This is a genomic window from Lentzea xerophila, assembly GCF_051094245.1.
GTDB classification, from domain to species: Bacteria; Actinomycetota; Actinomycetes; order Mycobacteriales; family Pseudonocardiaceae; genus Lentzea; species Lentzea xerophila.
Map to the genome: position 1 here is coordinate 3,873,345 of NZ_CP194934.1, position 25,418 is coordinate 3,898,762.

The following is a 25,418-nucleotide window of genomic DNA, read 5'->3' on the forward strand; positions in this document are numbered from 1 at the left end:
GCGGGACCGCACCGTGGTGTCCACAAAACTCATTGGGAGGTGCGTTGTGGACATCATCGACATCGCCGTCGTCGGACTCGGATTCACCGGATTGCCGACCGCCGTCGCCGCCGCGCGGTCCGGCATGACCGTTCTCGGCGTGGACGCGAGCGCGGAACGGGTCCGTGAGATCAGCGAGCAGCGGCCGGGGTGCGGGCTCACCACGGTCGCGGGCCACGACCTCGCCGCGGCCTTGGCAAGCGGACGGCTTTCGTTGCGGCACAACGCGGACGGCCTGCCGCACGCGGGTGTCTACGTGTTGTGCGTGCCGACGCCGGCGGATCGGCACGGCAGGCTCGACGTGTCGTTGCTGACGCGGGCCGCCGACGACGTGGCACGGGCGATGCGGCCGGGCGCGCTCGTGGTCGTGCAGAGCACCTGCGCGCCGGGCACCGTCGAGGAAGTGGTGTTGCCGCGCATCGCGGCCGTGTCGGGCCTGTGCGCGGGACTGGACTTCCACCTCGCCCACTCGCCGGTGCGCACGGATCCCGGCAACGTCGCGGTCGACACCGTCCCGAGGGTCGTGGCGGGCTACACCCCGCAGTGCACGGAACGCGCGGTGCGCTTCGTGAGCCGGGTGGCGCACCGGGTCGTGGCCGTGAGCTCGCCACGGGTCGCCGAGATGGTGAAAATTTTTGAAAACACCTTCCGAATGGTGAACATCTCACTTGCCAACGAGCTCGCGGCGCTGTGCCGCGTCCACCGCGTCGACGTCGACGAGGTGCTGGAGGCCGCGGGCAGCAAGCCGTACGGGTTCCTGCGGCACCGGCCCGGCCCCGGTGCGGGCGGCGACTGCATCCCGGTGTCGGCGGGCTTCTTCACCGCCAGCGCGCGCCGGCACGGCCTGCACTCGCCGGTGGTCGACGCGGCGATCGCGGTGAACAACGCGATGCCCGCGCACACCGTGCACCGGGTGCGGGAGGCGCTCGCCGCGCGCGGTCTCCCGCCGTTGCGGCGCAGCCGGGTGCTCGTCGCGGGCGTGACCTACAAGCCGGACACGGCGAACGTCCGCCAGTCCGCCGCGGTGCGGGTGCTCAACGAGCTGGCCGGCGAGGCGGACGTGGCCTACCACGACCCGTACGTACCGAGCCTCGTGCTCGACGACGGGACGACGCTGCTGTCCCAGCCCGTCTCGGCGCCCGCCGACCTCGTGCTGATCATCACGAGGCACGCGGCGCACGACCCGGTCCGGCGCACCGACGTGCCGGTCTTCGACTGCTCGTCCGGCGACCCCGTCGAGGTGGCGTGATGTGGGAGCCGTTCGGGCCGGGCGCCGGGAGACGGGTCACCGTGCCGGAGTGCCACCAGGTGCTCGTGCTGGTACCGCACGTCGTCGCCGGGACCCGGTTGATGGACGTGGTGCCGCTGCTCGCGGGAGACCCGCGGCTGCAGGTCGTCTGCACGGTGCCTCCCGGATCCCCGCCGGGCACCGAGGAGTTCGTGCTGTCGCGGCGCCTGCTGGCGGTGCCGTGGGACAGCGCGCTGCGGCACCGGTTCGACCTGGTCGTCGCCGCCAGCGGGCAGGCCACGGATCTGGTGCACGGCCCGGCCGTGGTGCTGCCGCACGGCGCGAGCGCGGCGAAGTCCCGGCGCCTGCACGGGCACGGCCTCGACCGCGCCTCGCTGACGCGCAGGGGGCGGGTCGTGCCGGAAGCGATCATGCTCGCGCACGACGACGAACTGGAGTTGCTGGCGGACGCCTGTCCCGAAGCCCTGCCGCGCGCCGTGGTGGCGGGCGACATCTGCTTCGACCGGATGCGCGCGAGCCTGCCGTTCCGCGCGCGGTACCGGGCCGCCGCGGGCATCGGCGAGGACGAGGAGCTCGTCACGATCACCTCGACCTGGTCACCCGCGTCGATGTTCGGCAGCAGGATCCCGCTGTACCGCGAGCTGTCCCGGCAGGGCAGGACGGCGGCCGTCCTGCACCCCAACATCTGGCAGGTGCACGGCGAGTGGCAGGTGCGCGCGTGGCTGGCCGACTGCCCGGGGCTGATCGTCGTGCCGCCGGAGGAAGGGTGGCGGGCGATGGTGATCGCGAGCGATGCCGTCGTCTGCGACCACGGTTCGGTGTCGCAGTACTCGGCGGCCCTCGGCGTGCCGGTCGTCCTCGCCGGCACGCCACCGGTCAGGCCGGACAGCTTCGCCGACCTGCTCGCCCGGCAGGCGCCGCTGCTCGATCCCGGCGCACCCGTCGTGCCTCAGGCCCGGCGGGTGCCGCTGGCGATCAGCTCCCGGCCCGGCGAGGCTGCGGCCGTGCTCCGGCGGACGATGTACCGCCTGCTCGACCTGCCGGAACCCGCGCGGGACTGCCGTGCCGAGCCGGTTCCGGTGCACCGTGCTTGACCGGGGTGTGGTCAGGATCGGTGACCTCCTCGTGGTGCACCTCGGCAGCGCGGACGCCCGGTGGCACGGCCTCGCGGACGTCCTGGTGTGCCGGCCGGTGCCGTCAGCGGCGGTCGCCGTGCTGCTCGCCGGTCGCCTGCTCGGGGATCACGTCGGCTGCACGGCCGTGCTCGTGCCGCTCGAGCAGGTCCCGGACGCGCACGGCAGCGGGATCGGCGGGATCCCGGAAGCACCCGAGTGCGGCGAGGTAGTGCTCCCGCGCCTCGCCGTGGTCGTCCGCGAGCGTGGCCAGCAGCACCAGGGCGTCCGCGCGGTGGAACGGTGACGTGCGCAGGTCGTTGCTCGCCGACTCGAGCAACGACCTGGCGCGGCCCGTCCGGCCGGCGTCGGCGCACGCCCGCGCGAGGAACGTCCGCACTCGCGCCCGTTCCACCGGATCGGTGAGCAGCGACTCGGCGAGTTCGAGCTCCGCGATCGCCTCCCCGGCCCTGCCCAGTTCGATCAGCGCCTGACCGATGCGTCTTCGCGCCATCCCGACCCCGCGGTCCCGCCCTCGTTCGGCGCGTACCTCGAGGACCCGCCGGTAGCAGTGCAGAGCGGCAGCCGGATCTCCACGGTCGAGGTGCACCCGGCCGAGCATCGACAGCGCGACCGTCTCGCTCACCGGGTCGTCCAGACCGGCCGCGAGCACGGCGTCGAGTTCGGCGACGGCCTCGTCGTAGCGGTGGAGGTTGACGTAGGCCATCGCCAGCCGCGTGCCGAGCCGGGCCGCCGCCAGCGGTTGCCCGGCCGCACGGGCCGCGGGAACGGCGAGCCGGTGGGTCTCGACCCAGTCCGCGTAGTAGTGGCCGTTGAGGAACAGGTGCCACATCGGCTCGCACAGCTGCCAGACGAGACCGGGCCAGCCGCGCTCGTGCGCGCACTTCACCGCGGACACCAGGTTCACCCGTTCCGTTTCGAGCCAGGCAACGGGGTCCTCCGCCATCGCCGCCGTCTCGCGGTAGGCCGGTCCGACCCTCTGGCGATCCGGCATCGCGGCCAGGTCGGCGGAGACCGTGGTGGCGACGTACCACTCGAGCGCGCGCCGCAGGCCCTCGTCCCTGGCCGCATCGGGCTTGCTGCGCGCGTGGGTCCGCAGCATGTCGTGGTAGCGGAACCTGTCGTCCGCGATTTCGCTGAGCAGGCTTTTTTCCACGAGGGCTTCGAGCGCCGCGCGGACGTCGTCCACCTGGTCACCGACCATCGCGGCCGCCGCCCCGGCCCCGAACCACCTGCCGGGAAGCCAGGCGCACAAGCGGTACAGCCGCGCCTGCCGGGCCGGAAGGTCCACATAGGACAAATCCAGGACCGACCCGACCGACGCGTCCCCGTCCAGCTCGGGCAGCCGATCGTCACGCAACGCGCTCAGCTCCCGTCCCAGCGACCGGCGTGGCCGTGCCGACAACCGCGCGCCCACCACCGACAGCGCGACCGGGAGCCCGCCGCACAGCCTGGCCAGTTCCCCGGCCGCGTCGGGTTCGGCCGCCGGCCGGTCGTCCCTGACGATCTCCTCGAGCAGGCGGACGGAATCGCGCAACCCGAGCGGTTCCACCTCGACGAGCCGCGCGCCGTCGGTGCCGAGTGAGCTCAGCCGCCAGCGACTGGTCACCACGACCGTGCCCGACGCGGGCAGGAGCGGCCGGACCTGGGCCGCCGACACCGCGTTGTCCAGCAGCACCGCGAAGACCAGCCCGGCCGTGACGGACCGGAACATCGCCTGCCGGGCGGCGAGCGACGCCGGCACGTCCCGCATCCCGAACGCGTGCAGGAACCACTCCAGCACGTCCTCCGGCGCGACCGGCCCGTCCGGCGCGTGGGCGCCCAGGTCGACGTAGAGCTGCCCGTCCGGGAAGTCCGCGCGCCGGTCGTGCAGCCACCGCAGCGCCAGCGACGTCTTGCCCACGCCGCCCGGACCGCTGATCACCAGCAACGGCCAGCCGTCCAGTGCCGCCAGTTCGTCCTGCCTGCTGACGAAGCACCTCGGCGCGGGCGGTAGCTGGAAGGGCACCGGCGTCGGCTCCTGGTTGTGCAGGTGCACCGCGCCGATCGACGACGCCTGAACCACCCTGCCCGCACTGCCCGACATCACGTTCCGCACCGGCCTCGCCTCCCCGTCCGTCCACGCTACGGCTTGGAGGGCGCAGAATTCAGCCATCACTCGGGTTGTGGGCGCGTCAGTGGGGTGACCACCTTCTGTCCCGAAGTCGCGGTCCGCCGCCGGACCGGTCAAGTACCGTGCGCGCGTGGAGATCACTGACGACCGGGAGTTCCCCGCCGCGCTCACCGCGTTGAGCGGCATCGACTTCTCGTGGGAGTACGACGAGAAGACCGATTCGCCGTCGCCGGGCAACATCGACTACGAGCCCTACCAGGAGTTCGAGCCCGCCGAGGAGACGACCGGCTGGATCAGGGCGTGGACCGGGGACAAGGAGCGCGACGGCGACGCGTTCCGGGTGTTCGGGCAGGACGGCACCGGCGGGCTGGCCGCGCTGTGGCTGGTGCGGGAAGGGCCGTTGACCGCGCAGCCCGTGGTGTTCTTCGGATCGGAGGGTGCGACCGGGCCGGTCGCGACGAGCCTGGGCGAGTTCCTGTGGCTGCTCGCGGGCGGGGTCGGGCCGCACGAGGCCGTCGAGTTCGGCGCGGACAGCGGTGTGCCGCACGACGAGCTTCGCGCTGTCGCGGAGAAGTACTCCGGCGTCGAGCCGCGTACTCCCGGCGAGGTGCTGGCGGCGGCACGAGCGGAGTTCGCCGGCTTCGAGGCGACCGTGCGGTCCTGGTGCCGGTAGCGGAATCAGTACTTGGAACTTGTTGTGCCGCAAGGTGAACAAGACCTTGTCATGCGGAGGTTCGTGCCGGCACGCGGAACGGCGTGAGCAGGCCTAACATGGATCCATGGGTACCACGACCCTGGAGCTCACCGACGAGGAACTCGTCCTGCTGCGGCACGCGCTGCGCCACTACCTCTCGGACTTCGGTCACGAGGAGGCCGACATCCGGCGCATGACCCGCACGCTGATCGGCAAACTGCCTGTGCCGGCCCCCAGGTAACCGGCACAGGCTCACCGCGCACGACTGGCCACGAGGTCAGCCGGCGGCCCCGATCGCCTCGTCGAGGATGCCCAGCCCGAGCGCCAGTTCCTCCTCCGACGCCGTCAGCGGCGGCGCGATCCGGAACACCCCGCCCATGCCGGGAATCTGCACGATGTTCATGTGCAGACCCAGTTCGAGGCACTTCTGGGTGATCGGCGCGCTCAGCGACTCGTCCGCGATCTCCAGTCCCACCAGCAGCCCACGCCCGCGGACGTCGGACACGAGCGAGTGCCGCGCGGCGATGTCGTCCAGCCCGGTGCGCAGGAACGTCCCCAGCTTGGCGGCCCGCTCGTCGAGGCGCTCCTCCACGAGCACGTCCAGCACCGTGTTGCCCACCGCGGCCACCAGCGGGTCCGACACGTGCGTGGTGAAGAACAGGTAGCCGCGGGCGTACGCCTTCTCCTCGATCTCCGCCGAGGTGACCACGGCGGCCAGCGGCAGACCGGCGCCGAGGGTCTTCGACAACGTCAGGATGTCCGGCACCACGCCGTCGCGCTCGAACGCGTACCAGGTGCCGGTGCGGCACAGTCCGGTCTGCGCCTCGTCCATGATCAGCAGCATCCCCCGCTCACGGCACTTCGCCTGCAACGCGGCGAAGTAGCCCAGCGGCGGTTCGAGGATCCCGCCGGAGCTCAGGATCGGCTCGACGATGCAGGCCGCCAGCGAGCCGACGGACTGCGCGTCGACCAGGTCGAACGCCAGGTCCAGCTGCGCCTGCCAGTCGCCGGACGGCGCCGGGATCGCGAAGTTGCCGGGCGTGGCCGGGCCGTAGCCCTTGCGGCCCGCGCTGTAGGTGGCGGCGGCCGCGGCGGCCGTCATGCCGTGCCACGAGCGGGCGAACGCCACCACCTCGTGCTTGCCGGTCACGAGCTTGGCCAGGCGCAGCGCGGCCTCGTTGGACTCGGCGCCGGTGGTCAGCAGCTGCACCTTCGCGAGCGGGTCGGGCAGCGTCCCGGCGAGCCGGCGGGCCAGGTCGACCACCGGGCGGCTGAGCATGCCGCTGAACAGGTGGTCGAGGTTCGCGATCTGGCGTTGCACCGTCTCGACGATGCGCGGGTGCGAGTGGCCGAGGATCGCGCTCATCTGCCCGGACGTGAAGTCCAGGACGCGGCGGCCGTCCTCGGTGAACAGGAAGCTCCCCGACGCGCTGTCGATGATCTCGCGCGTGAACGTGCCGCCGTAGCGGACGAGGTGGCGGTCGACGTCGTCCCAGAAGGTGTCCATGCCTGACGACGCTACGAGCGGGTGAGCATCAGGTCCATCTCACGATCCCACGCTCGCTGTTCGGAAATACTGAACAGATGACGCTCAACCCGTGGCGCCTGCGCCTGCTCAGCCAGCTCGACGCGCTGGGCACCGTGCGGGCCGTGGCGCAGGCCGCCAACCTGAGTGCGTCGAGCGTGTCGCAGCAGCTCGCGGTACTCGAGACCGAGACGCGCACGCAGCTGCTCGAACGGACCGGCAGGCGCGTGCGGCTCACGTCCGCCGGGCTGATCCTGGCGCGCAGGGCTCGGTCGATCCTCGACCAGATGGACGCCGTCGAGGCCGAGCTGAGAGGCCTGAACGACGAACCCTCCGGCCTCATCCGGCTGGGCGCGTTCCAGAGTTCGGTCCACACGCTCGCCGTGCCCGCCATCCAGGCGCTCGGCCACCCGCACCTCGACGTCGAGATCGTCGAGCTGGAACCGCACGCGAGCATGCCCGCGCTGCTGGCCGGCGAAGTCGACGTGATCATCACGACCACGGACTTCGTCGAGCTGCCGGTCCCCCGCGACATCGACGTCGTGCCGCTGGGCGAGGACCCGATCGTGCTGGTCACGCCGCCGGGCCAGCCCAAGAGCGATCTGGCCGCGTGCGAGGACGAGCCGTGGGCGTTCGACATCCCCGGCTCCTACATGGCGAACCTCGCGACGCGGCTGTGCCGGCAGGCCGGGTTCGAGCCGCGGGTGGTGGGGCGGTTCAGCAACTACATGCTGACGCTGCGGCACGTCGAGGCGGGTCTGGCGGTCGCCGTGCTGCCCGGGCTGGCCGTCGACCGGCGGTTCGACGTGCTCACGAGGGAGCTGCCGGTGACAAGAAGGATCACCGCGGCTGTGCGGCGCGGCTCGCGAGCCGCGATCACCGCGGTGCTCGACGCCCTGCACACCCGGTCGCAGTCGGACGAGCGGTGACCACGAACAGGCGCGGCACCGGCGTTGCGCCTACGCGGACGACCGCCAGACCTGCCCGCTTCGGCTGCGGACGTGGGGCGCCTTCGTACTGTGTCATAGTACGAAGGCGCCCCGCGTGCGGTCAGGAGGAGCGGGCGGCCACGTCGGGGGCTGCGGTCTGGAGTGCCCACCAGGTGTCCATGCGCGGCACGGCGGTCGCATCCCCCTGAGCGACGCGACCGGCGTGGAACAGGAACCCGGCGATGCCCGCCGCGCCCTGCATCCAGCCGATGCCGGGCGGCAGCAGCGGGTCGTCGTCGCGGTGCTCGATGAACCGCCAGCACACGCCGGAACCGTCCGGGATCGCGCGCTGCACGACCACATCGGCCAGCTGCAGTGCGAAGTCCGTGTGCTGTCCCGCGTCGAGCAGCCTGTCGCCGACGCCCGCGGTGCCGCAGCACCGGCCGTCGTTGTCCCAGAAGCCCGGGTACTTCCGTTCGGGCAGGCCGCAGACGCGGAGGCTGTGCAGGCACCGGCGGTGCCAGTCCACGACGTCCGTGCCCGCCACCTGGGACACGCCCGCGTGCTGCAAAACCCGCCACAGCAACGAGGTTCCGGTCGGGCCGTGGCACCAGCCGTAGCTGAACTCCTCCATGTCCTCCAGCAGGGGGATGCGCAGCTGGACCCGGAAACCGCCGTCGAACGTGTCGGCGAGCGCCACGAGGTGCGCGGCGCCGGCGGTCGCGGCCTCGACGAGGTCCGGGCGCGCGAGCTCGGCACCGGCCAGGGCCAGTGCCGTGGCGATGCCCGAGAGGCCGTGCGAGAAGTTGGGCATCTGCCGTTGCTCCCCGCCGAACCGCACCGGCACCGCACGCCAGTTCAGCCCGCCGGGCACCTGTTCCCGCTCGGCCATCAGCACTTCGGCCGCCAGACCGGCGAGTTCCTCCGCACCTGCCACGCCGTGCCGCTTCGCCCACACCGCGGCCAGCAGCACACCCGCCGAGCCCAGCGTCAGATCGTGGGTGCGGGCACCTTCCGCGAACCGCGGCGGCCCGTACCACTCGTGCGCCCACCCGTCCGGTGTGGACAGTTCCAGCAACCTGGCGACGGCCGCGTCGGATCCCGGCGCGTCGAGGACCGTCAGCACGCCGATCGCGCTGACCAGACCGCTGAAGAACGTGTAGTCGGTGGTGGTGGCGATGCCGGCACGGACCTGGCCTGCCACCACGTCCGCCAGGCGTTGCTCCTCGGCGGTCCACTCGCGGGTCAGGCGGATCTCCGCCAGCGCGTGCGCCAGCCCACCGGCACCCGCGTACATGCCGTCCCGGTCGTCGGGATCCAGCTCACCACCGGCGGACGGCGGGATCCAGACCACACCGTCGTCGTACTGCACCTGATCCAGCACCCATCGCCAAGCACGCTCGGCGGTCCCCCGGTACGTCTCCACCTGGTGATCATCGCACCGGCGGGGCTCGGACAGGCGGCGCTCGCCCGCGCACTCGGCGTTCCCGCCTGGTCGCCGCACGTGATCTGGAAGGCTGGACCCGTGCGCGTGGCATTGCTGGGGCCGACGACCGTGACGGCCGAGGACGGCACACCGGTCGACATCGGTGGGGCCCGCGTCCGCATGCTCCTGGCCCGTCTCGCCCTCGACCCCGGCCGTCCCGTGGCCACGACCACGCTGATCGACGACCTCTGGGGCGAGCAGCCGCCGGCGGACGCGCCGAACGCGCTGCAGTCGCTGGTGTCGAGGCTGCGCAAGGTCTGCCCCGTCGCGCTGGAGCCGGGCGGCTACCGGCTCGGCGTCGCGAGCGAGCACGTCGACGTCTTCCGCTTCGAACGACTGCGCGCCGCCGGAAGGCTCGACGAGGCGCTGGACCTCTGGCGTGGTGACGCGCTGGCGGACGTGCGGGACGCGCCGTTCGCCCAGCCCGTTGCGGCGCGGCTGGAGGAAGCACGGGTGGCCGCCGAGGAGGACCGTCTCGAGTCCGCTGAGCTCGACGTCGCCGCGCTGACGGCGATACACGAGAAGCACCCGCTGCGGGAACGCCTGGCCGGGCTGCTGATGAGGGCGTTGTGCGCGCGGGGCAGGCAGTCCGACGCGCTTCGGGTGTACGCCGAGGTCCGCGGCCGGCTCGCGGACGAGCTGGGCGTCGACCCGTCGCAGGAGCTGCAGGACGTCCACCTCGCGGCGTTGCGCGGCGAGCTCGGGCCACGCGCGGTGGTCGACCGGTTGCCGGTGCGGCTCACCAGCTTCGTCGGGCGCGACGACGAGCTGGCGGAGATCGCGGGGCTGCTCGGCTCAGCGCGCCTGGTGACGCTGTTCGGACCGGGCGGTGCGGGCAAGACGCGGCTGGCCACCGAGGTCGCCGCCCGGCATCCGTTGCACGGCAAGGGACGCGTGTGGTTCGCCGCGCTGGCCGGCGTGCGGGCGGCTGAGGACCTCGCCGGTGCCGTGCTCGGCGCGTTCGAGCTGAGGAGCGGCAGCGGCGATCCACTGCGCCGCGCCAGCGAGGGCATGACGCGCATCGCCGAGGTGCTCGGCGCGGGCGAGTCGTTGCTGGTGCTGGACAACTGCGAACATCTGATCGCGGCGGCCGCCGAGTTCACCACCGAGCTGCTGCGCCGGGTGCCGCACCTGCGCGTGCTCGCCACCAGCCGGGAACCGCTCGCGATCGACGGCGAGTCGCTGTGCCCCATCGGCCCGCTCGCGGTGCCCGACAGGCACACCGACCTGGCCGGGTTCAGCGCGGTGCGGCTGTTCCTGGACCGGGCCGGCGCGGTGAAGCCGGGCTTCCGGCTCGACGAGTCCACTGTGGACGACGTCAGGCAGATCTGCCGCCGACTCGACGGCATGCCGCTGGCGCTGGAGCTCGCGGCCGCGCGGCTGCGGTCGATGACGGTCCGGCAGATCACCCAGCGCCTGGACGACAGGTTCCGGCTGCTCACCTCGGGCAGCCGCACGGCGCTGCCGCGCCAGCGCACGTTGCGCGCCGTCGTCGAGTGGAGCTGGGACCTGCTCACCGAGGAGGAGCTCCGGCTCGCCCGCCGGCTCGCGGTGTTCCCGGCGGGCGCCGACCTCGCGGCGATCGAGGAGGTCTGCCTCGCCGACGCGCTGTACGTGCTCACGTCACTGGTCGACAAGTCCATTGTGGACGTGGTGGAGCTCGACGGCGAGGCCCGCTACCGGATGCTGGAGACGATCCGCGTCTACGCCGCGGAGCGGCTCGACGCGTCCGGCGAGAAGCGGGAGGTGGTGGACCGGTTCCGCCGCTACTACCGGGACCTGACCGCAAGGTGGGAGCCACTCACCCGCACCGCGCGGCAGATCGAGGCGATCAAGGTCTACGAGGCGGAGCAGGACAACGTCGTGGCCGCGTTGCGCGGCGCGATCGACGACCGCGAGGTCGTGCTGGCGGCGGACCTGCTCGGCGGGGTGTTCTGGTACTGGCTCATCAAGGGCGACAACGAACGCGCGGAGCTGTCGGTGCGCGAGCTGCTCGCGCTGGGCGACGACCTGCCGGCCGACCGCCGCGCCACCTTCCAGGCGATGCAGCTGATCATGGTCGCGGTGCCCGGCGCGCCCATGATGGACAACGCGGCGCAGGTCATCGACGACTGCGTCGCCACCGGTGCCGTCGGAAGGTACCCGTCACTGGCGATCGCGCTCCCGATGCTCGCCTTCCTCAGCCAGAACCCGGAACTGGCGCGCCGCGAGGTGAAACGGGCGGCGGCGAGCGAGGACGCGTGGGCGCGGGCGGGAGCCGAGTGGGCGTTGAGCTTCATGCTGGTCGACGAAGGCGACCTCGACGGCGCCGAAGCCGCCCGCGACCGGGCGTACGAGCAGTTCATGGCCGTGGGCGACCGCTGGGGCTCGGCGATGACGCTCGGCATGAAGGCGGCGTTCGTCTCGCACACCGGCGACAACCTGGCAGCGATCGAGTTGTACGAGCAGGGTCTAGCGGTGGCACTGGAGCTGCGGTCCCAGGACGACACGGTGCAGCAGCGGTGGCGGCTCGCGGTCGAGTACGCACGGCTCGGCGACCACGCCGCGGCCGAGCGCCAGGTGGCCGAGGCGGAGCAGTACGTCCGGGAGATCGGCAACGACCACATGTCCATCATGATCGGCTACGCGAAGGCCGAGGTCCTGCTGCGGGCCGGCGAGACCGCCCAGGCACGCGAGCTGAGCGACTGGTTCAAGGAGTCGGCCACGACCTCGACCCTGTTCGGCTCGTTCGTCACGGAGTGGTCGGCGATGCTGGACGCGCGCATCGCGGTCGCCGACGGCAACCTGGACGAGGCCGAGGCGTGCGTCGCGGTGGCGATCGGGGCGACGTCCGATCGCGGCGACATGCCGGATCTCTCGACCGTGACGGAGCTGCTGGCCCACGTCCGGCACCGGCAGGGCCGCGCCGGCGCGGCGACCCGGTTGCTCGCGCTCGCGCAGGTGATCCGCGGCCGGCTCGACATGGGCGACCCCGACGTGCGGCGGATGGTCGCCGAGTTGGGTGAGCCGGAACCGCTCTCGATCACCAAAGCCGAGGCGCTGCACCAGGTCCGCGAAGAGGCGGGCATCGCCTGACACCCGCCTCCCGGCGGTTCACACCCGCTTGCGGTAGGCCCACATGGCGAGCGGGAAGAACACCGCCACCGCCGCGACCATCCAGATCACCGACCCGGTCAGCGGCCCGGCGATCGCGCCGCCGTTGAGCAGCCCGCGCAGCGCGTCCGACAGCAGGCTCACCGGGCTGATGTCCGCCCACGCCCGGAGCCAGCCCGGCATGGTCTCGGTGCTGACGAACACGTTGCTGCCGAACGTCAACGGCATGATCAGCACGAACATCATGCCCTGCACCGCCTGCGGGGTCTTGAGCAGCATGCCCACGAACACCGAGGCCCAGCAGAAGCACAGCCCGAACGCGATCGTCAGCCCGGCCGCGACCAGCAGCTCCACCGGGCCGGTCTGCACGCGGAAGCCCATGATCGTGGCGACCACCAGCAGCACGACGACGCACACCACGTACCGCACGACGTCCGCGAGCACCGCCCCGATCAACGGCGCCGAGCGCGCGATCGGCATCGAGCGGAACCTGTCGAACACGCCCTTGGAGACGTCCGTGTTCAGCTGCACGCCCGCGGTCATGCTGGCCTGCAGGATGTTCATCACCATGATGCCCGGCACCAGCATCTGCAGGTAGGTGTCCGTGCTGCCGGCGAGCGCGCCGCCGAACAGGTAGGTGAACATCACCAGGAAGACGATCGGTGCGAGCGTGACGTCCATCAGCTGCTCGGGGTTCTTGCGGATCTTGAGGACTCCGCGCCAGGCCAACGAGAGGCCGTGGCGCATGCCCCGGTCCAACGCGATGGTGCTCATGCCAGGCTCCCTTCGGTCTGCTTGCCGGTCAGCGCGAGGAAGACCTCGTCGAGCGAGGGCAGCCGCAGCGCCAGTTCGTCCGCGGTGATCCCGGCCTCGTCGAGCTTGCGGACCAGCGTGGACAGCAGCACCGGGTCGTTCACCGGCGCGGTGAGCAACCCCGTGTCGTCGTCCCGCGTCGGCCGGACGCCGGTGAGGTCACCGAGGATCCGGTGGACCACGTCCAGGTCCCGCAACGACGTCGGCCGCACCTGCAGCGTCTGCCCGCCGACACGCCGCTTCAGCTCGTCCGGCCGGCCCTCGGCCACCACGCGGCCGTGGTCGAACACCGTGATCGAGTCCGCGAGCTGGTCGGCCTCCTCCAGGTACTGGGTGGTGAGCAGGACCGTCACGCCGTTCGCGACGAGCTTGCGCACCACCGCCCACACCTCGTTGCGGGCGTGCGGGTCCAGGCCCGTGGTCGGCTCGTCCAGGTAGAGCACGGACGGGTTGCCGACCAGGCTGGCCGCGAGGTCGAGCCGGCGGCGCATGCCCCCGGAGTACGTCTTCGCGGCCCTGCCCGCGGCGTCGGTGAGCTCGAACTGCTCCAGCAGCTCACTCGCCCTCGCCCTGGCCCCCGCCCGCGAGTGGTCCAGCAGCCGCGCGAGCAGCATGAGGTTCTCCGTACCGGAGAGGTCCTCGTCCACCGACGCGTACTGCCCGGTCAGCCCGATCAGCGAGCGGACCGCTCGCGGGTCCTTCACCACGTCGTGTCCGTGGACCGTGGCGTGTCCCGCGTCCGGGCGCAGCAACGTCGCCAGCACCCGCACCGCCGTGGTCTTGCCCGCGCCGTTCGGCCCGAGCACACCCACGACCTTCCCCACCGGCACCTCGAGATCCACCCCGTCGAGGGCCTTGGTCTCCCCGTAGTGCTTGACCAGGCCTTCTGCCCTGATCGCCAGCGCCATCGTTGGTTCCTCCCTGTGTCGGGAGGAACTGTGCGCCGTGCCGCTGGCAGCGCGCGCACAGACGGCTGACAGCCCGGCGCCCGCTCTGTCAGCGGCGCGCTGCGAACTTCATGTCTCCTCGCATGACCGTGCGGATGTGGTCACTGGCGAGCAGGGCGTGCGGGTTGCCGAGCTCGATCGCGCTGACGGCGTCGAGGCGCGCCAGCTGGTCGTCACTGAAGTCGACCTCCAGGGCGCCCAGGTTGTCCGTGAGCTGTGCCGCGGTGCGCGCGCCGATCACCGGTGCCGCGACGCCGGGGGTACGCAGCGTCCAGGCCAGTCCGACCTGGGCCGGGGTGTGGCCCAGCTCTCCGGCGACCTCCCGCACCACGTCGGCGATGGCCAGGTTGCGTTCGCTGACCAGGCCCAGGCCGGTGTTGAAGCTCTTCCGGCTGCTGTCGGCGGAGTCGGTGCCCTGGCCGGTCAGGTCGGCGCGGGTGTACTTGCCGGTGAGGACGCCGCCTCCCAGCGGAGAGTACGGGCACACGCCGAGCCCGAGCTCCCGTGCCATGGGGATCAGGTCGCGTTCCCCGGTCCGGTTGATCAGGCTGTACTCGATCTGCAGCGCGACGAGCGGTGACCAGCCGCGCAGGTCGGCGATCGCCTGCATGCGCGAGATCTCCCAGGCCGGGACGTTGGACATCCCCAGGTAGCGGACCTTGCCCTGGCGGACCAGGTCGTCGAGACCGCGCAGGATCTCCTCGACCGGTGTCGCGAAGTCCCACACGTGCAGCAGGAGCAGGTCGAGGTAGTCGGTGTTCAGCCGCCGGAGACTGCCCTCCACCGACGCGAACAGGTTCTTGCGGCTGCTGCCCGCGGAGTTCGGGTCGCCGGGCCTGCTCAGCGTCGTGTACTTCGTCGCCAGGACGAGGCTGTCGCGGTTCTGGCGGGTGAACTCGCCGAGCAGGCGTTCGGAACTGCCTTCGGTATAGGTGTCGGCGGTGTCGATGAAGTTGCCGCCGCCGTCGACGTAGGTGTCGAACAGCTTGCGCGCATCGTCCTTGTCCGCGCCCCATCCCCACTCGGTGCCGAAGGTCGCCGTGCCGAGCGCCAGCGGTGAGACCCGCAGCCCCGATCGGCCCAGCAGCCGGTAGGTGTCGAGAGTGAGCGGCATGGTCGTCCTCCTGTGTGTCGGTGCGGAGGACGAGTCTGCGGACGTCGCCGGCCGGGGGTAAGGGAAGGAAGTTCCTGGGAAGGTCAGTCCTACCCTCGCTCGGGTAACTTCGGACGCGATGACCCGCACGGTGGACACGACACAAGAGCTGGCCGCGTTCCTGCGCAGCCGGCGCGAAAGCCTCGACCCGGGCGACTTCGGCCTGCCCTCGCACCGCCGGTCCCGGCGGACACCAGGGCTGCGCCGCGAGGAGGTCGCCGAGCTCGCCGGGGTCAGCACCGACTACGTCGTGCGGCTGGAACAGGCCCGCGGGCTGCGACCGTCCGCCACGGTGGTGGAAGCACTGGCCCAGGCGCTGCGCCTGAGTCCCGACGAACGCGCCTACCTCTACAACCTCGCCCAGCAACGCTCCCCCGGCGCCGGCAAACCGGCCACGACCGCCGCGGCACCGCTCGCGCGACTCGTCGCCGACCTCTCGCCGCTGCCCGCCATGCTGATGAACCACCGCTCCGACGTACTCGCCTGGAACGACGAGATGTCGGCACTGCTGGTTGACTTCGCCGCGCTGCCACCGTCCCAGCGCAACGCCATCTGGGTGTGCCTGATGCACCCGCGGACCCGCGACCTCTACGTCGACCGCGACGAGGTGGTGCGCGAAGGTGTCGCGCACCTGCGGGCCGCGTGGGCCGCGCATCCGGAGGACGAGGTGCTGGGCGACCTCGTCGCCGAGCTCGTCGCGGGCGACGAGGAGTTCGCGCGGCTGTGGGCCCAGCGGGACGTCAAGGTCAAGGGCCGGGGGCGCAAGGTGCTGCGGCACCCCGCGGCCGGACTGGTCGCCGTGGACTTCGAGGTGCTGACACCGCTGCAGGACCCCGACCAGTTGCTCGCGATCTACCGTCCCGCCGACGAGGAGAGCCGGGCAGCGCTGGACCGGTTGCGGACCCGCTGACCCACGCGCACCTGGTCAGCCGGGTGGTGTCACGTTGGTTCCGGGCTGGTCAGCTGTCAGCGCGTTCCGCACGCCCGTAGGGCACCGCTTCGAGCAGGGTCACGCGCATCATGGCGCCGCTGGGCACCCGGTAGGCGCGCTGCTCTCCTCGGCGCGCACCGTTCACCGCCGCCCCCAGCGGTGAGCCCGGCGAGTAGACCTCGATCGCGGTGTGTTCCGCGGCGCGCACACCGAGCAGGAACGTCTCGGTGTCCCCGGTGTCGTCGAAGCGGACCGTGAGCACCATGCCGGGTTCGGCGACGCCGTCGTCCGGTGGGTCCTCCCCGACCACCGCGGTGGCGAGGAGGTCGTGGATCTCCCGGACGCGTTCGTCTCTCGCCCGCTCCGAGAGGGCACCGGGCTCGCCTCGTCTGGAGGCGAGCAGTCCCGCCAGCTCGTTGCGAAGCCGGTGGTGCGCTTGTGGCGTGAGCCAGATGCGTTGGGCTGTGCTCATCGTCGTGTCTCCTCAGCGACAGAAAAGTGCCGTCAGGGCGGCCTGGGGGGAGGCGTACCGCCCTGACGGCGGGATGTCCGCGCGGGCCGGGTTCGGCTGTCACGGCCCTTGCGAACCGGCGGAAAGTCAGTCGTGGCACCGTTCCGCGGCACGGCGCTGGACGATGTCGAAGTCCCGCGCGTAGCCGCTCGCGACACCCAGGAGGATGTCGCGCTGGACGCGGAGGAACTCGTTCTCCGCCCGCAGCCGCGCCAGTTCGGCGCGCTCGTCCCCGGTCAGCGGCGTGTTCATCGCAGCGGGTCGAACTCGCGCAGGGCGGCCGGTTGCTTGCCGGTGGTGATCTGCTCGGCCAGCAGCCGTCCGGTGACCGGCCCCTGTGCCAGGCCCCACATCCCGTGCCCGCCCGCCACGTAGACACCGGGCAGCCTGGTCGCGCCGATCAGCGCCCGGCCGTCCGGGGTGACCGGGCGGGGTCCCACCCAGACGTCGGTGCGCTCGTCCCAGCGCACGCCGCGCAGGAGTGGCCGGGCGGAGGCGACGAGGGCGTCCACGCGCGCGGTGTCCAGGGGCGCGTCCGGTCCGCGGAACTCCATGGTTCCCGCGACCCGCAGCGCGTCGCGGTAGGGCGTGCAGGCCACGCGGACCTCCGGCAGGTAGACCGGGCCGGTGGCGGGCCGGTCCACCGGCACCGTGAAGGAGTAGCCACGTCCGGCGCGGACCGGGGTGCGGACACCGAACCGGGCCGCGAGCCGCGGCAGCCAGGCGCCGGTGGCCACGACCACCGCCTCTGCGGAGACAACTGTGCCGTCCGCGGCGTACACGCTGGTGCCGCGGATGTCGGTGGCCTCGAACTGGTGGATCGTGGCACCCCTGGCGACGACCGCGCGGCCCAGTGCCCGCACGAAGCCGCCGGGGTCGACGAAGCGCTGCCCGTCGATGCGCACTCCGGCGGTCAGCGCGGGCGACGCCAGCGGAACCTGCTCACCGAGGTCCTGTGTGGACAGTTCGGCGTGCTCGACCCGTTGTCCCGCCGACCTGAGCCGGTCCAGCTCACGCAGCAGGCTCTTCGCCTCCTTCGCCGACGTGAACGCGGCGGTGATCGGCCGGTCGTTCGTCGGGGCGTCGACGCCGTTCGCGGTGAGCACGTCGTACGCCTCGATGCTCTCCTCGTTGAGCGGGAGGTTGGCGTGCACCGCCCTGGTCCACGAGGACCACCGGCAGTTCGCGGCGAACCGCGTGAGGAACGACCACAGCCCGGGATCGGCCGTCAGCGGCACGTGCAGCGGCGCGGCGGAGTCGAACAGCGACCGCACGCCGTAGCGCAGCACCGCGGGCTCGTTGAGGGGAATCGCGAGGCCCGGCGCGATCCAGCCGGCGTTGCCCCAGGACGCCCCGGCGGCGACACCGGTCCGGTCGACGACCGTGACGTCGACGCCGCGTTCCTGCAGGAACCACGCGGCCGACAGCCCGACGACACCTGCTCCGACCACCACCGCTGACCGCGGACCTCCGTCGATGCGCTCGACGCCGGCCATCCCGACCTCCACCCGTTGTGTGCTGACGACGTCAGGATGGCTCGGGAAGGGAGCGGACCGGATGTCCGTTCCCGACAATCTCAGGGCAGGTGGTTGTCCGATTCCGACACCGTGGCGGCGAGGTCGATGATCATGGCGACCCGTTTGCCCGCGTCGGCCAGGTCGAGCCCGGCCACGTCGGCCATCTTCCGCAGCCGGTTGCGGACGGTGTTGCCGTGCACGCCGAGCCGGTCGCCCGCGGCGAGGAGGTCGCCCTGGGCCTCCAGCCACGCCCGCAACGTCGCCACGTAGTCGGTGCCGTGCTCGGCGTCGTGCCGGCGCAGGTCCGCCACCGGTCCCCGTGCCGGTGCGCGGCCCACTCGCGCCGCGGTGCGCAGGCGTTGCAGCAGGATCTCGTCCCACGACTCGTCGTAGGCGGGCGGCCCGCCGTCACCGCCGCCCGTCTCGTGCAGGGCCAGGCACTCGTCGGCCTCCTGCCGTCCCGCCGGCAGGTCCGCGGGTGCGGCGACGCCGCTGATCCCTGCCGACATGACCACGTTCGCGGGCAGCGCGGCCTTCAGCGCCGCCACCCACGCCCGTGCCACCGACGCCTGCTCGCCCGGCAGGATCGTGTAGATGCTGTTGCCCGCCAACGCGCTGCGGCCCGGCCGCGACCACCCGAACCCCGTGGTCGCCTGTTCGAACGCCAGCAGCAGCGCCGCGTGCCGTTCGTCGCCGACGTGGGCCCGCACCGCGACCACCCGCGCCGGGCCGGGCAGGAGCCCGAGCTGGCTCAGGACGGTCGCGGCGTCCGCGGTGCCTTCGAGCAGGCGGATCACGAGGTCCGACTCGACCTGGCGTTCCAGGTCGGCGCTCGCCCGCAGCCGCAGCAGGTGCAACGCCACGGTCCGGGCACCGTCGGTCAGCGCGGTGAGCCGCTCCGCCTCCAGCGGAGCCGGACCGGCCACCCAGACCGACCCCAGCAGCTCCCGGCCGGCCCGCACCGCCACGACCGTCCGGCCCGTGAGGCCCCGTGCGGGCTCGCCTGCCACGAACAACGGTTCGTCCGACCGCAACAGGTGTTCCCGCACTCCCCTGGCGTCGAACAGCTCCCGCACCCAGGCGGGCACCTGCCGGCCCAGGATCGTCTCCAGCCTGGCCGCGTCGGCCTCCTGCTGGGGACTCGAGTAGGCGAGCACCCGCGAGAGCCGGTCCTCGATCGTCACCGCGCCGTCGATCGCGTCGGCCAGACTGTCCGCCAGCGCGAACAGGTCGGTGGGGCCACGTCCTGACTCGGTCTCGCCCCCCTCCAGCACGAGCCCGTAGACGACACCGGCGAGCTGGCTCCACGACACGGCCGGATCGGCGAGCACCACCGCGACCCCCGCCGCCTCCCCCGCCGCGGCCGCGGCCTCCCGGACCTCCTCACCACCACGCAGGAGCACGACGACCGCGCGTGCCGACGCCGCCGCGCCGACCGCGTCCTTGACGGACTCGGCGCCGACGGCGAGGAAGACGTCACCGATCTGGGCCCGGTCGTCGGAGGCGTCCCGCAGGACCACACCGCGCAACTCCGCCGAGCGCGGCACCGGGCAGCAGCACAGCCGCACCCCGTACCCGCCCAGCACGTTGACGAGACGATCCAGCCGCACCATGAACGCAGTCCTCTCGAGCCGTCTGGCCGTGCCTGAGGACGTGGACGACGGCCTGCACGCGGTCGTGCAGATTATCGCGCCGCGACGCCGGCCACCGCGTTGTGCCACCGGGGGCCGTCGTACGGCAGACCGCTTCGGAGCCCTACTTCCTCGACGCCTCGATCTCGCACTCCTTCGTGTACCGGAGGCCGAGCGTGATCGACTCCTGGTCGTTGTTGGGGCCACCGTACGAAGGGCCGATCACCTCCGACCCCGGCTCCTGGTAGACCTCGACGTACCGAACGCCCTTCTGCCGCAGGCACTGCACGACGCGGTTGGCGAAGTCGAGGGCCTCCGGGTTGGTGGCGTCGAGCTCCCACGCCGGCAGCGGCCTCTTCGGCTCGCACGCCTTGTTCGCCCTGTCGGTGACTTCCCGGGACGGCGGCGGGTCGGCCTTCTTGTCCACGCCGTGGTCCGTGAGACACCTCAGGTACGGCGCCACCAGGGCGTCGCGGTCCTCCTCCGTCATGTCCAGGCGCTCGCGCGGGCGTTGCTCCTCGGGTGCGGCCGAGGACGACGTGCCGACAGGGGTGGACAGGGAGGCCACCTCGGCGCCGCCGCTTTCCGGCGGCGCGGCGCACGACGTCAGCACCAGGGCCGCGCACATGACCACGATCCTCTTCATGCCGCGATCTTCGGGGCCGCTTGTGAGGAACCTGTGTGGATCAGGTGTCCAGGTCGGGGGCGAGGGCGGTCAGAAGTGGTCGTCGCGGGTCAGCTCGTGCTCGAAGGCGTCGGCCCCGGCGACCAGCAGGGTCAGCGGGCGCTCGAACTCCTCGCGGACGCTGAGGTCCTCGAGCGGGACCGTGTGCTTGAGCAGCGCCAGGCCGTCCACCACGGCCGCGCCGCCGATGCCCGACTTGCCGGCGAGCTCCAGCAGGCGGCGGAGGTCGATCTCGTCCGCGCGGCCGACCGGGGAGGAGATCTCCAGCCAGGCCACACCGTCCAGGTCGGGCAGGTGGTGCACCGAGACCTGCTGGGTCCGCTGCGCCTCGGCGTCGAGCCGGAACCGCAGCCAGTCCTCCGTCTCCTCCAGGACCTCGTACCGGACTCGGACGTAGTTGACGACCTCGACCCACGACGTCATGTCGCGCCCCTGCCCCTCACACCGTTCGTGCCTCTGTGCCGATCAACACCGTAGTGCGCGCGGGGCGCGGGCGTCGTGAGTACGCGCCGATCACCGGTCCGGTCATTCGCGGTCCGCGCGGCGTTCCCGGAAGGCGATCATGTTCATCCGGTTGCCGCACCGCACGGTGCAGAACCGCTTGAGGCCGTTGCGCGAGAGGTCCAGCAGGAGTCCGGCGCAGTCGTCCGCCGCGCAGATCCGCAGGCGCTCCGTCTCGTCCATCCGGATCACGTCGATGAGGGCGAGCGCGGCCTCGACCCGGATGCGTTCGGCGAGCGGCGAGGTGGGTTCGGTGGCGTGCATGTGCCAGTCGAGCTCGTCGTGGCGCACCAGCTGCGGGAGTGCCCTGGCGTCGCGGAGCATCTTGTTCACGGCTTCGACGGCGTCGTCGCGATCGAGGGTCCAGACGTGCCTGAGCAGCGCACGCGTGTGGTGGACGTCGTGCAGTTCCGCCTCGTCGTGGTCGATGCGGCCCGTGTAGGAGTACCGAGTCAGGAGGTCCGTGAGCTGGTCGGCCGTGGCCAGCTCGTCCTCGCCGCTGCGCGACGCCGAGGGATCGGTGTTGCACAGGGCGACGACGAAGGCGAGCGACTCCTCCGTGTCAGGGGCAAAATGCAAATTGACTCCTTACTCGGACCGGCCTAGCGTCAGGGGCGTTCGCCACGTTAGACCATGACAGGGCACGGGACCGGGAGGCGCGCGAGCATGGGGATTCAGTCGAAGTCGACCGGTCTGATCGCGGCAGCGGTCTCGTTCATCTCGTTCGGCACCTCGGGGGCGTTCGTCAAACCGCTCCTGGAGGCAGGCTGGTCGCCGACCGCCGCCGTCACGGCCCGCGCGCTCACCGCCGGGCTCGTGCTGCTGCCGTTCGTCGTCCTCTCGCTGCGCGGCCGGTGGAACCTGCTCCTTCAGGCCAGATGGCCCGTGCTGGGCATGGGCGTGGTCGGCGTGGCGATCACCCAGGTCTGCTACTTCGCCGCCATCCAGCGCATCCCGGTGGCGACCGCGCTGCTCATCGAGTTCCTCGCGCCGCTGCTGCTGGTCGGGTTCACCTGGGCGGTCAGCAGGCGCACGCCCGCGCCCGTCGTGCTGGTCGGCTCGGTGCTCGCGATCGGCGGTCTGGTGCTCGTGATCGGGCCCGGCGCGATCCAGGCCGTGGACCCGGCCGGCCTGGCGGCGGCGTTCGGTGCCGCCATCGGCTGTGCCGTCTACTTCGTGATCGCCGCGCGCCCCAACGAGGGACTGCCTCCGGTCGCGCTCGCCGGGGCCGGGCTGCTGCTGGCCGCGCCCGTCCTGGCGATCATCGGGACGACCGGGTTGCTGCCGCTCACCGCCACGTTCGGCGACGTGCCCCTGTTCGGCACGCCCACCGCCTGGTGGGTGCCACTGCTCGTCGTCGCGGTCGTCGGCACGGCGCTGGCCTACGCGAGCGGCATCACGGCCTCCGGAATCCTCGGGTCGCGGCTCGCGTCGTTCGTCGCCCTGTTGGAGGTCGTCTCGGCCTCCCTGTTCGCCTGGCTGCTGCTGGGCGAGAAGCTCACGCCGCTGCAGCTGTTCGGCGGCGTGCTGATCCTCGCCGGCATCGCCTCGGTCCGGGCCGAACGGCAGGAGGCACGACCGGACGTAACGCCCGCGGTCGGCGCGCCCTGCCCTTAGTACGCCGGAAGTTCGCCGCCGCCGGACGTTCGGCCTTCGGGTGTGGATCGACGCGGCGGCGCATATCCGGCAGGAACACGGGTACTGCCTCTCAGACGTTCCCGCTCTGAGGAGGATCCAGTGGCCACCCGCAAGCCAGGCAAGCTCGTGAAGGCGGCGCTAGAGAAAGCGGTGGACAAGGTCACCGATCTGGTGAACCCGCCGATCCCCGGCGCCCCGAACAGCGAGCCGCCCGCGCTCGACGAGCCCACCGAGCCGCGTGGGCCGGTGCCGCCCAAGCCGGACCAGACCGGACCGGAGACGGTGTCGCCGACGGGTGCTCCGACCGGCGCCCCGAAGCTGTCCATGGGACAGCAGGGCGAATTCCTCACCACGTCGGCCGGCGCGCGGCTGCGCGACAGCGACCACTCGCTGAAGGCCGGCGAGCGCGGGCCGACCCTGCTGCAGGACCACCACCTGCGCGAGAAGGTCATGCACTTCGACCACGAGCGCATCCCGGAGCGGGTCGTGCACGCCCGCGGGTACGGGGCGCACGGCACGTTCGTCGGCTACGGCACGGCCGCGAGCGTCTGCATGGCGGACTTCCTCGGCGAAGGTGTCGAAACGCCGGTGTTCGTGCGGTTCTCGACGGTGGTCGGCTCGCGGGGCTCGGCGGACACCGTTCGCGACACCCGCGGGTTCGCCGTCAAGTTCTACACCCAGCAGGGCAACTTCGACCTGGTCGGCAACAACATCCCGGTCTTCTTCATCCAGGACGGGATCAAGTTCCCGGACATCGTCCACGCCGCCAAGCCGCACCCCGACCGGGAGATCCCGCAGGCCCAGAGCGCGCACGACACGTTCTGGGACTTCGTCTCGACCCACACCGAGGCCACCCACCACGTCATGTGGCACATGTCCGACCGCGGGCTCCCCCGCTCCTACCGGACGATGGAGGGCTTCGGCGTCCACACGTTCCGCCTCGTCAACGCCGAGGGCGGGACCGCGCTCGCGAAGTTCCACTGGAAGCCGCGGCTGGGCGTGCACTCCCTGGTGTGGGAGGAGGCGCAGATGATCAACGGCATCGACCCCGACTTCCACCGCCGCGACCTCGCCGACGCCATCGAGTCCGGCGCCTACCCGCAGTGGGAGCTCGGGCTGCAGATCCTCCCCGACACCCCTCGGCAGACGTTCGAGGGCATCGACCTGCTCGACCCGACGAAGATCGTGCCGGAGGAGCTCGCGCCGGTGCAGCCGGTCGGGATGCTGACGCTCAACCGCAACCCGATGAACTTCTTCGCGGAGACCGAGCAGGTCGCGTTCCACCTCGGGAACCTGGTGCCGGGCATCGACGTCACCGACGACCCGCTGTTCCAGGCCCGGCTGTTCTCCTACCTGGACACCCAGCTCACCAGGCTCGCCGGGCCGAACTTCAACCAGATCCCGATCAACCGCCCGCACGTGCCGGTCAACGACATGCTGCGCGACGGGTTCCACCAGCACGCGGTGCACGCCGGCGTCGCGCCCTACCGGCCGAACACCCTCGACGGCGGCAACCCGTTCGAGACGCGGCCAGAGGACCGGCCGTTCGTCGAGGTGGCGCAGCCGTTGCCGAAGGCGATCAAGGTCCGGGAGGCGCCCGCGTCGTTCTCCGACCACTACAGCCAGCCGAGGCTGTTCTGGCTGAGCCTCTCGCCGGTCGAGAAGGAGCACCTCGTCCGCGCGTTCACCTTCGAGCTCGGCAAGTGCTACGAGCAGGCGGTCAAGGAACGCCAGCTGGGCGTGCTGGCCAACGTCGACCCGACGCTGTGCGCGCAGGTGGCGCAGGGTCTCGGGCTGCCGGCGCCGAGCGCCACCGTGCGGCCGAAGAAGGTCACGCCGAGTCCCGCGCTCTCGCAGATCGGGCAGACGTGGCCCACCGACGGCCGCCTGATCGGGATCGTGGTCGACCCGGCGAACCTCGACGGCGTGCGCACGGTCCGCGAGACGATCCTGGCCGGCGGCATGGTGCCGTTGCTGATCGCCCCGACCGGCGGTCCGATCGGCGACAGCGGACTGGTGGCCCAGCGCACGTTCCTCACCACGCGGTCGGTCGAGTTCGACGCCCTGCTGCTGGCGGGCAGCCCGCCTCCGGGTGCGGACGCCGTGCCGGCCAGGGACGCGAAGGCCGGTGCTCCCGGCACCGCCGTCGACCCGCGGGTCGTCCTCATGGTCCAGGAGTGCTTCCGCCACGCCAAGGCCATCGGCGCGTGGGGCACCGGACGCGCCGCCCTCGAAGCCGCCGGATGCGCGGAAGGGCTGGGAGTCGTGATCGAGGACGACGCGTCGAAGGCGCTCACGGGCCTGATGACGCTGCTCGGATCCCACCGCGTGTGGGACCGCTTCCCCGCGACGATCTCCTGAGGAGTCCCGGCATGACCGACGCGCTCACCGAGGAGGAGCTCGCCTTCCTCCGCTCGATGTTCGACCTGGCCCGTACCGGCGACACCGAGGGGCTGACCGAGGCGATCGACGCGGGGATACCGGTGAACCTCACCAACAGCAGTGGTGACTCGCTGCTCATCCTCGCCGCGTACCACGTCCACCCGGAGACCGTCCGGGCACTGCTCGAGCGTGGTGCCGACACCGGGCGCGTCAACGACCGGGGACAGACGGCGCTCGGAGCGGCGGTCTTCCGCCGCTGCGAGCGCACCGTCGGGCTGCTGCTGGACGCGGGGGCGGATCCCGCCCTCGGCCCGAGGTCCGCACTCGACGTGGCGCGGTACTTCGACCTTCCGGAGATGCTGGCGCTGCTGACCGCGAGGTCCGCGGACGTAGCCGCCGTCCAGCACTGACGAACTGCCACTTTTTCCCGCGAACCGGCTCGACGACG

General features: G+C 72.0%; 23 protein-coding genes. 10 read left to right on the plus strand and 13 right to left on the minus strand.

The features are described from left to right. Positions 1–46 precede the first annotated feature (46 nt). Positions 47–1,288, plus strand: a complete 1,242-nt coding sequence (locus ACRSBM_RS18500; RefSeq protein WP_434444785.1) for a nucleotide sugar dehydrogenase — start codon at positions 47–49, stop codon at positions 1,286–1,288. Continuing rightward, positions 1,288–2,382, plus strand: coding sequence for a hypothetical protein (locus tag ACRSBM_RS18505; protein WP_434444787.1), 1,095 nt, complete (start codon positions 1,288–1,290; stop codon positions 2,380–2,382). The genes ACRSBM_RS18500 and ACRSBM_RS18505 overlap by 1 nt, the downstream gene beginning before the upstream one ends. 103 nt (positions 2,383–2,485) lie before the next feature. On the opposite strand, the gene ACRSBM_RS18510 is transcribed toward ACRSBM_RS18505, so the two are convergent. Further along, positions 2,486–4,519 (minus strand): ATP-binding protein, encoded by a 2,034-nt coding sequence (locus ACRSBM_RS18510; RefSeq protein WP_434444788.1) that lies wholly within the window; start codon positions 4,517–4,519, stop codon positions 2,486–2,488. 145 nt (positions 4,520–4,664) lie between these two features. Between ACRSBM_RS18510 and ACRSBM_RS18515 the strand changes: the two genes are divergently transcribed. Both ACRSBM_RS18515 and ACRSBM_RS18520 read left to right on the plus strand, forming a co-directional pair. Then, positions 4,665–5,207, plus strand: a complete 543-nt coding sequence (locus ACRSBM_RS18515) for an SMI1/KNR4 family protein (RefSeq protein WP_434444790.1) — start codon at positions 4,665–4,667, stop codon at positions 5,205–5,207. Between the two features lie 106 nt (positions 5,208–5,313). Beyond that, positions 5,314–5,469, plus strand: a complete 156-nt coding sequence (locus tag ACRSBM_RS18520; RefSeq protein WP_434444791.1) for a hypothetical protein — start codon at positions 5,314–5,316, stop codon at positions 5,467–5,469. Between the two features lie 36 nt (positions 5,470–5,505). Here the strand turns inward: ACRSBM_RS18520 and ACRSBM_RS18525 are convergent, their stop codons facing one another. After that, entirely contained in the window at positions 5,506–6,735 is a 1,230-nt protein-coding gene (locus ACRSBM_RS18525; protein ID WP_434444792.1) for an aspartate aminotransferase family protein, read from the minus strand. Between the two features lie 77 nt (positions 6,736–6,812). Here ACRSBM_RS18525 and ACRSBM_RS18530 point away from each other — a divergent pair, with 77 nt between their 5' ends. Further along, on the plus strand, positions 6,813–7,682 hold the full coding sequence (locus ACRSBM_RS18530; RefSeq protein ID WP_434444793.1) for a LysR substrate-binding domain-containing protein: 870 nt from the start codon (positions 6,813–6,815) through the stop codon (positions 7,680–7,682). Positions 7,683–7,803: 121 nt separating this feature from the next. Here the strand turns inward: ACRSBM_RS18530 and ACRSBM_RS18535 are convergent, their stop codons facing one another. Continuing rightward, positions 7,804–9,108 carry a lanthionine synthetase LanC family protein gene (locus ACRSBM_RS18535; protein WP_434444794.1) on the minus strand — a complete coding sequence of 435 codons (1,305 nt, stop codon included), beginning with the start codon at positions 9,106–9,108 and terminating at the stop codon, positions 7,804–7,806. Positions 9,109–9,111: 3 nt separating this feature from the next. Between ACRSBM_RS18535 and ACRSBM_RS18540 the strand changes: the two genes are divergently transcribed. Continuing rightward, positions 9,112–12,243, plus strand: a complete 3,132-nt coding sequence (locus ACRSBM_RS18540; protein WP_434444795.1) for a BTAD domain-containing putative transcriptional regulator — start codon at positions 9,112–9,114, stop codon at positions 12,241–12,243. Positions 12,244–12,261: 18 nt separating this feature from the next. Here the strand turns inward: ACRSBM_RS18540 and ACRSBM_RS18545 are convergent, their stop codons facing one another. The 3 genes from ACRSBM_RS18545 to ACRSBM_RS18555 all read right to left on the minus strand — a co-directional run bounded on the left by ACRSBM_RS18545 (position 12,262) and on the right by ACRSBM_RS18555 (position 15,135). Further along, entirely contained in the window at positions 12,262–13,035 is a 774-nt protein-coding gene (locus tag ACRSBM_RS18545; RefSeq protein WP_434444796.1) for an ABC transporter permease, read from the minus strand. After that, positions 13,032–13,982, minus strand: coding sequence for an ATP-binding cassette domain-containing protein (locus ACRSBM_RS18550; RefSeq protein ID WP_434444797.1), 951 nt, complete (start codon positions 13,980–13,982; stop codon positions 13,032–13,034). The genes ACRSBM_RS18545 and ACRSBM_RS18550 overlap by 4 nt, the downstream gene beginning before the upstream one ends. Positions 13,983–14,070: 88 nt before the next feature. Beyond that, positions 14,071–15,135, minus strand: a complete 1,065-nt coding sequence (locus ACRSBM_RS18555; RefSeq protein WP_434444799.1) for an aldo/keto reductase — start codon at positions 15,133–15,135, stop codon at positions 14,071–14,073. Positions 15,136–15,253: 118 nt separating this feature from the next. On the opposite strand from ACRSBM_RS18555, the gene ACRSBM_RS18560 reads away from it, so the two are divergent. After that, positions 15,254–16,084 (plus strand): helix-turn-helix transcriptional regulator, encoded by an 831-nt coding sequence (locus ACRSBM_RS18560; protein ID WP_434444801.1) that lies wholly within the window; start codon positions 15,254–15,256, stop codon positions 16,082–16,084. A 49-nt stretch (positions 16,085–16,133) separates the two neighbouring features. Here ACRSBM_RS18560 and ACRSBM_RS18565 read toward each other — a convergent pair whose 3' ends face one another. From ACRSBM_RS18565 to ACRSBM_RS18595, 7 genes are all read right to left on the minus strand, one after another. Continuing rightward, positions 16,134–16,577: a GreA/GreB family elongation factor gene (locus tag ACRSBM_RS18565; protein WP_434444803.1), complete on the minus strand. Its 444-nt coding sequence runs from the start codon at positions 16,575–16,577 to the stop codon at positions 16,134–16,136. 126 nt (positions 16,578–16,703) lie between these two features. Further along, positions 16,704–16,868 carry a hypothetical protein gene (locus tag ACRSBM_RS18570; RefSeq protein WP_434444804.1) on the minus strand — a complete coding sequence of 55 codons (165 nt, stop codon included), beginning with the start codon at positions 16,866–16,868 and terminating at the stop codon, positions 16,704–16,706. After that, positions 16,865–18,112, minus strand: a complete 1,248-nt coding sequence (locus tag ACRSBM_RS18575; RefSeq protein ID WP_434444805.1) for an NAD(P)/FAD-dependent oxidoreductase — start codon at positions 18,110–18,112, stop codon at positions 16,865–16,867. The genes ACRSBM_RS18570 and ACRSBM_RS18575 overlap by 4 nt, the downstream gene beginning before the upstream one ends. Before the next feature lie 80 nt (positions 18,113–18,192). Beyond that, entirely contained in the window at positions 18,193–19,746 is a 1,554-nt protein-coding gene (locus ACRSBM_RS18580; RefSeq protein WP_434444807.1) for a PucR family transcriptional regulator, read from the minus strand. A gap of 142 nt (positions 19,747–19,888) precedes the next feature. Next, on the minus strand, positions 19,889–20,410 hold the full coding sequence (locus ACRSBM_RS18585) for a hypothetical protein (protein WP_434444809.1): 522 nt from the start codon (positions 20,408–20,410) through the stop codon (positions 19,889–19,891). A gap of 69 nt (positions 20,411–20,479) precedes the next feature. Further along, positions 20,480–20,872 (minus strand): hypothetical protein, encoded by a 393-nt coding sequence (locus ACRSBM_RS18590; protein WP_434444811.1) that lies wholly within the window; start codon positions 20,870–20,872, stop codon positions 20,480–20,482. Positions 20,873–20,974: 102 nt separating this feature from the next. After that, entirely contained in the window at positions 20,975–21,529 is a 555-nt protein-coding gene (locus tag ACRSBM_RS18595) for a CGNR zinc finger domain-containing protein (RefSeq protein WP_434444813.1), read from the minus strand. Positions 21,530–21,616: 87 nt separating this feature from the next. Here ACRSBM_RS18595 and ACRSBM_RS18600 point away from each other — a divergent pair, with 87 nt between their 5' ends. From ACRSBM_RS18600 to ACRSBM_RS18610, 3 genes are all read left to right on the plus strand, one after another. Beyond that, positions 21,617–22,567: an EamA family transporter gene (locus tag ACRSBM_RS18600; RefSeq protein WP_434444815.1), complete on the plus strand. Its 951-nt coding sequence runs from the start codon at positions 21,617–21,619 to the stop codon at positions 22,565–22,567. 120 nt (positions 22,568–22,687) lie between these two features. After that, positions 22,688–24,949, plus strand: coding sequence for a catalase (locus ACRSBM_RS18605; protein ID WP_434444817.1), 2,262 nt, complete (start codon positions 22,688–22,690; stop codon positions 24,947–24,949). Between the two features lie 11 nt (positions 24,950–24,960). Continuing rightward, the gene (locus tag ACRSBM_RS18610; protein ID WP_434444819.1) at positions 24,961–25,380 is read left to right on the plus strand and encodes an ankyrin repeat domain-containing protein; all 420 of its coding nucleotides are present in this window, start codon (positions 24,961–24,963) and stop codon (positions 25,378–25,380) included. Positions 25,381–25,418 lie beyond the last annotated feature (38 nt).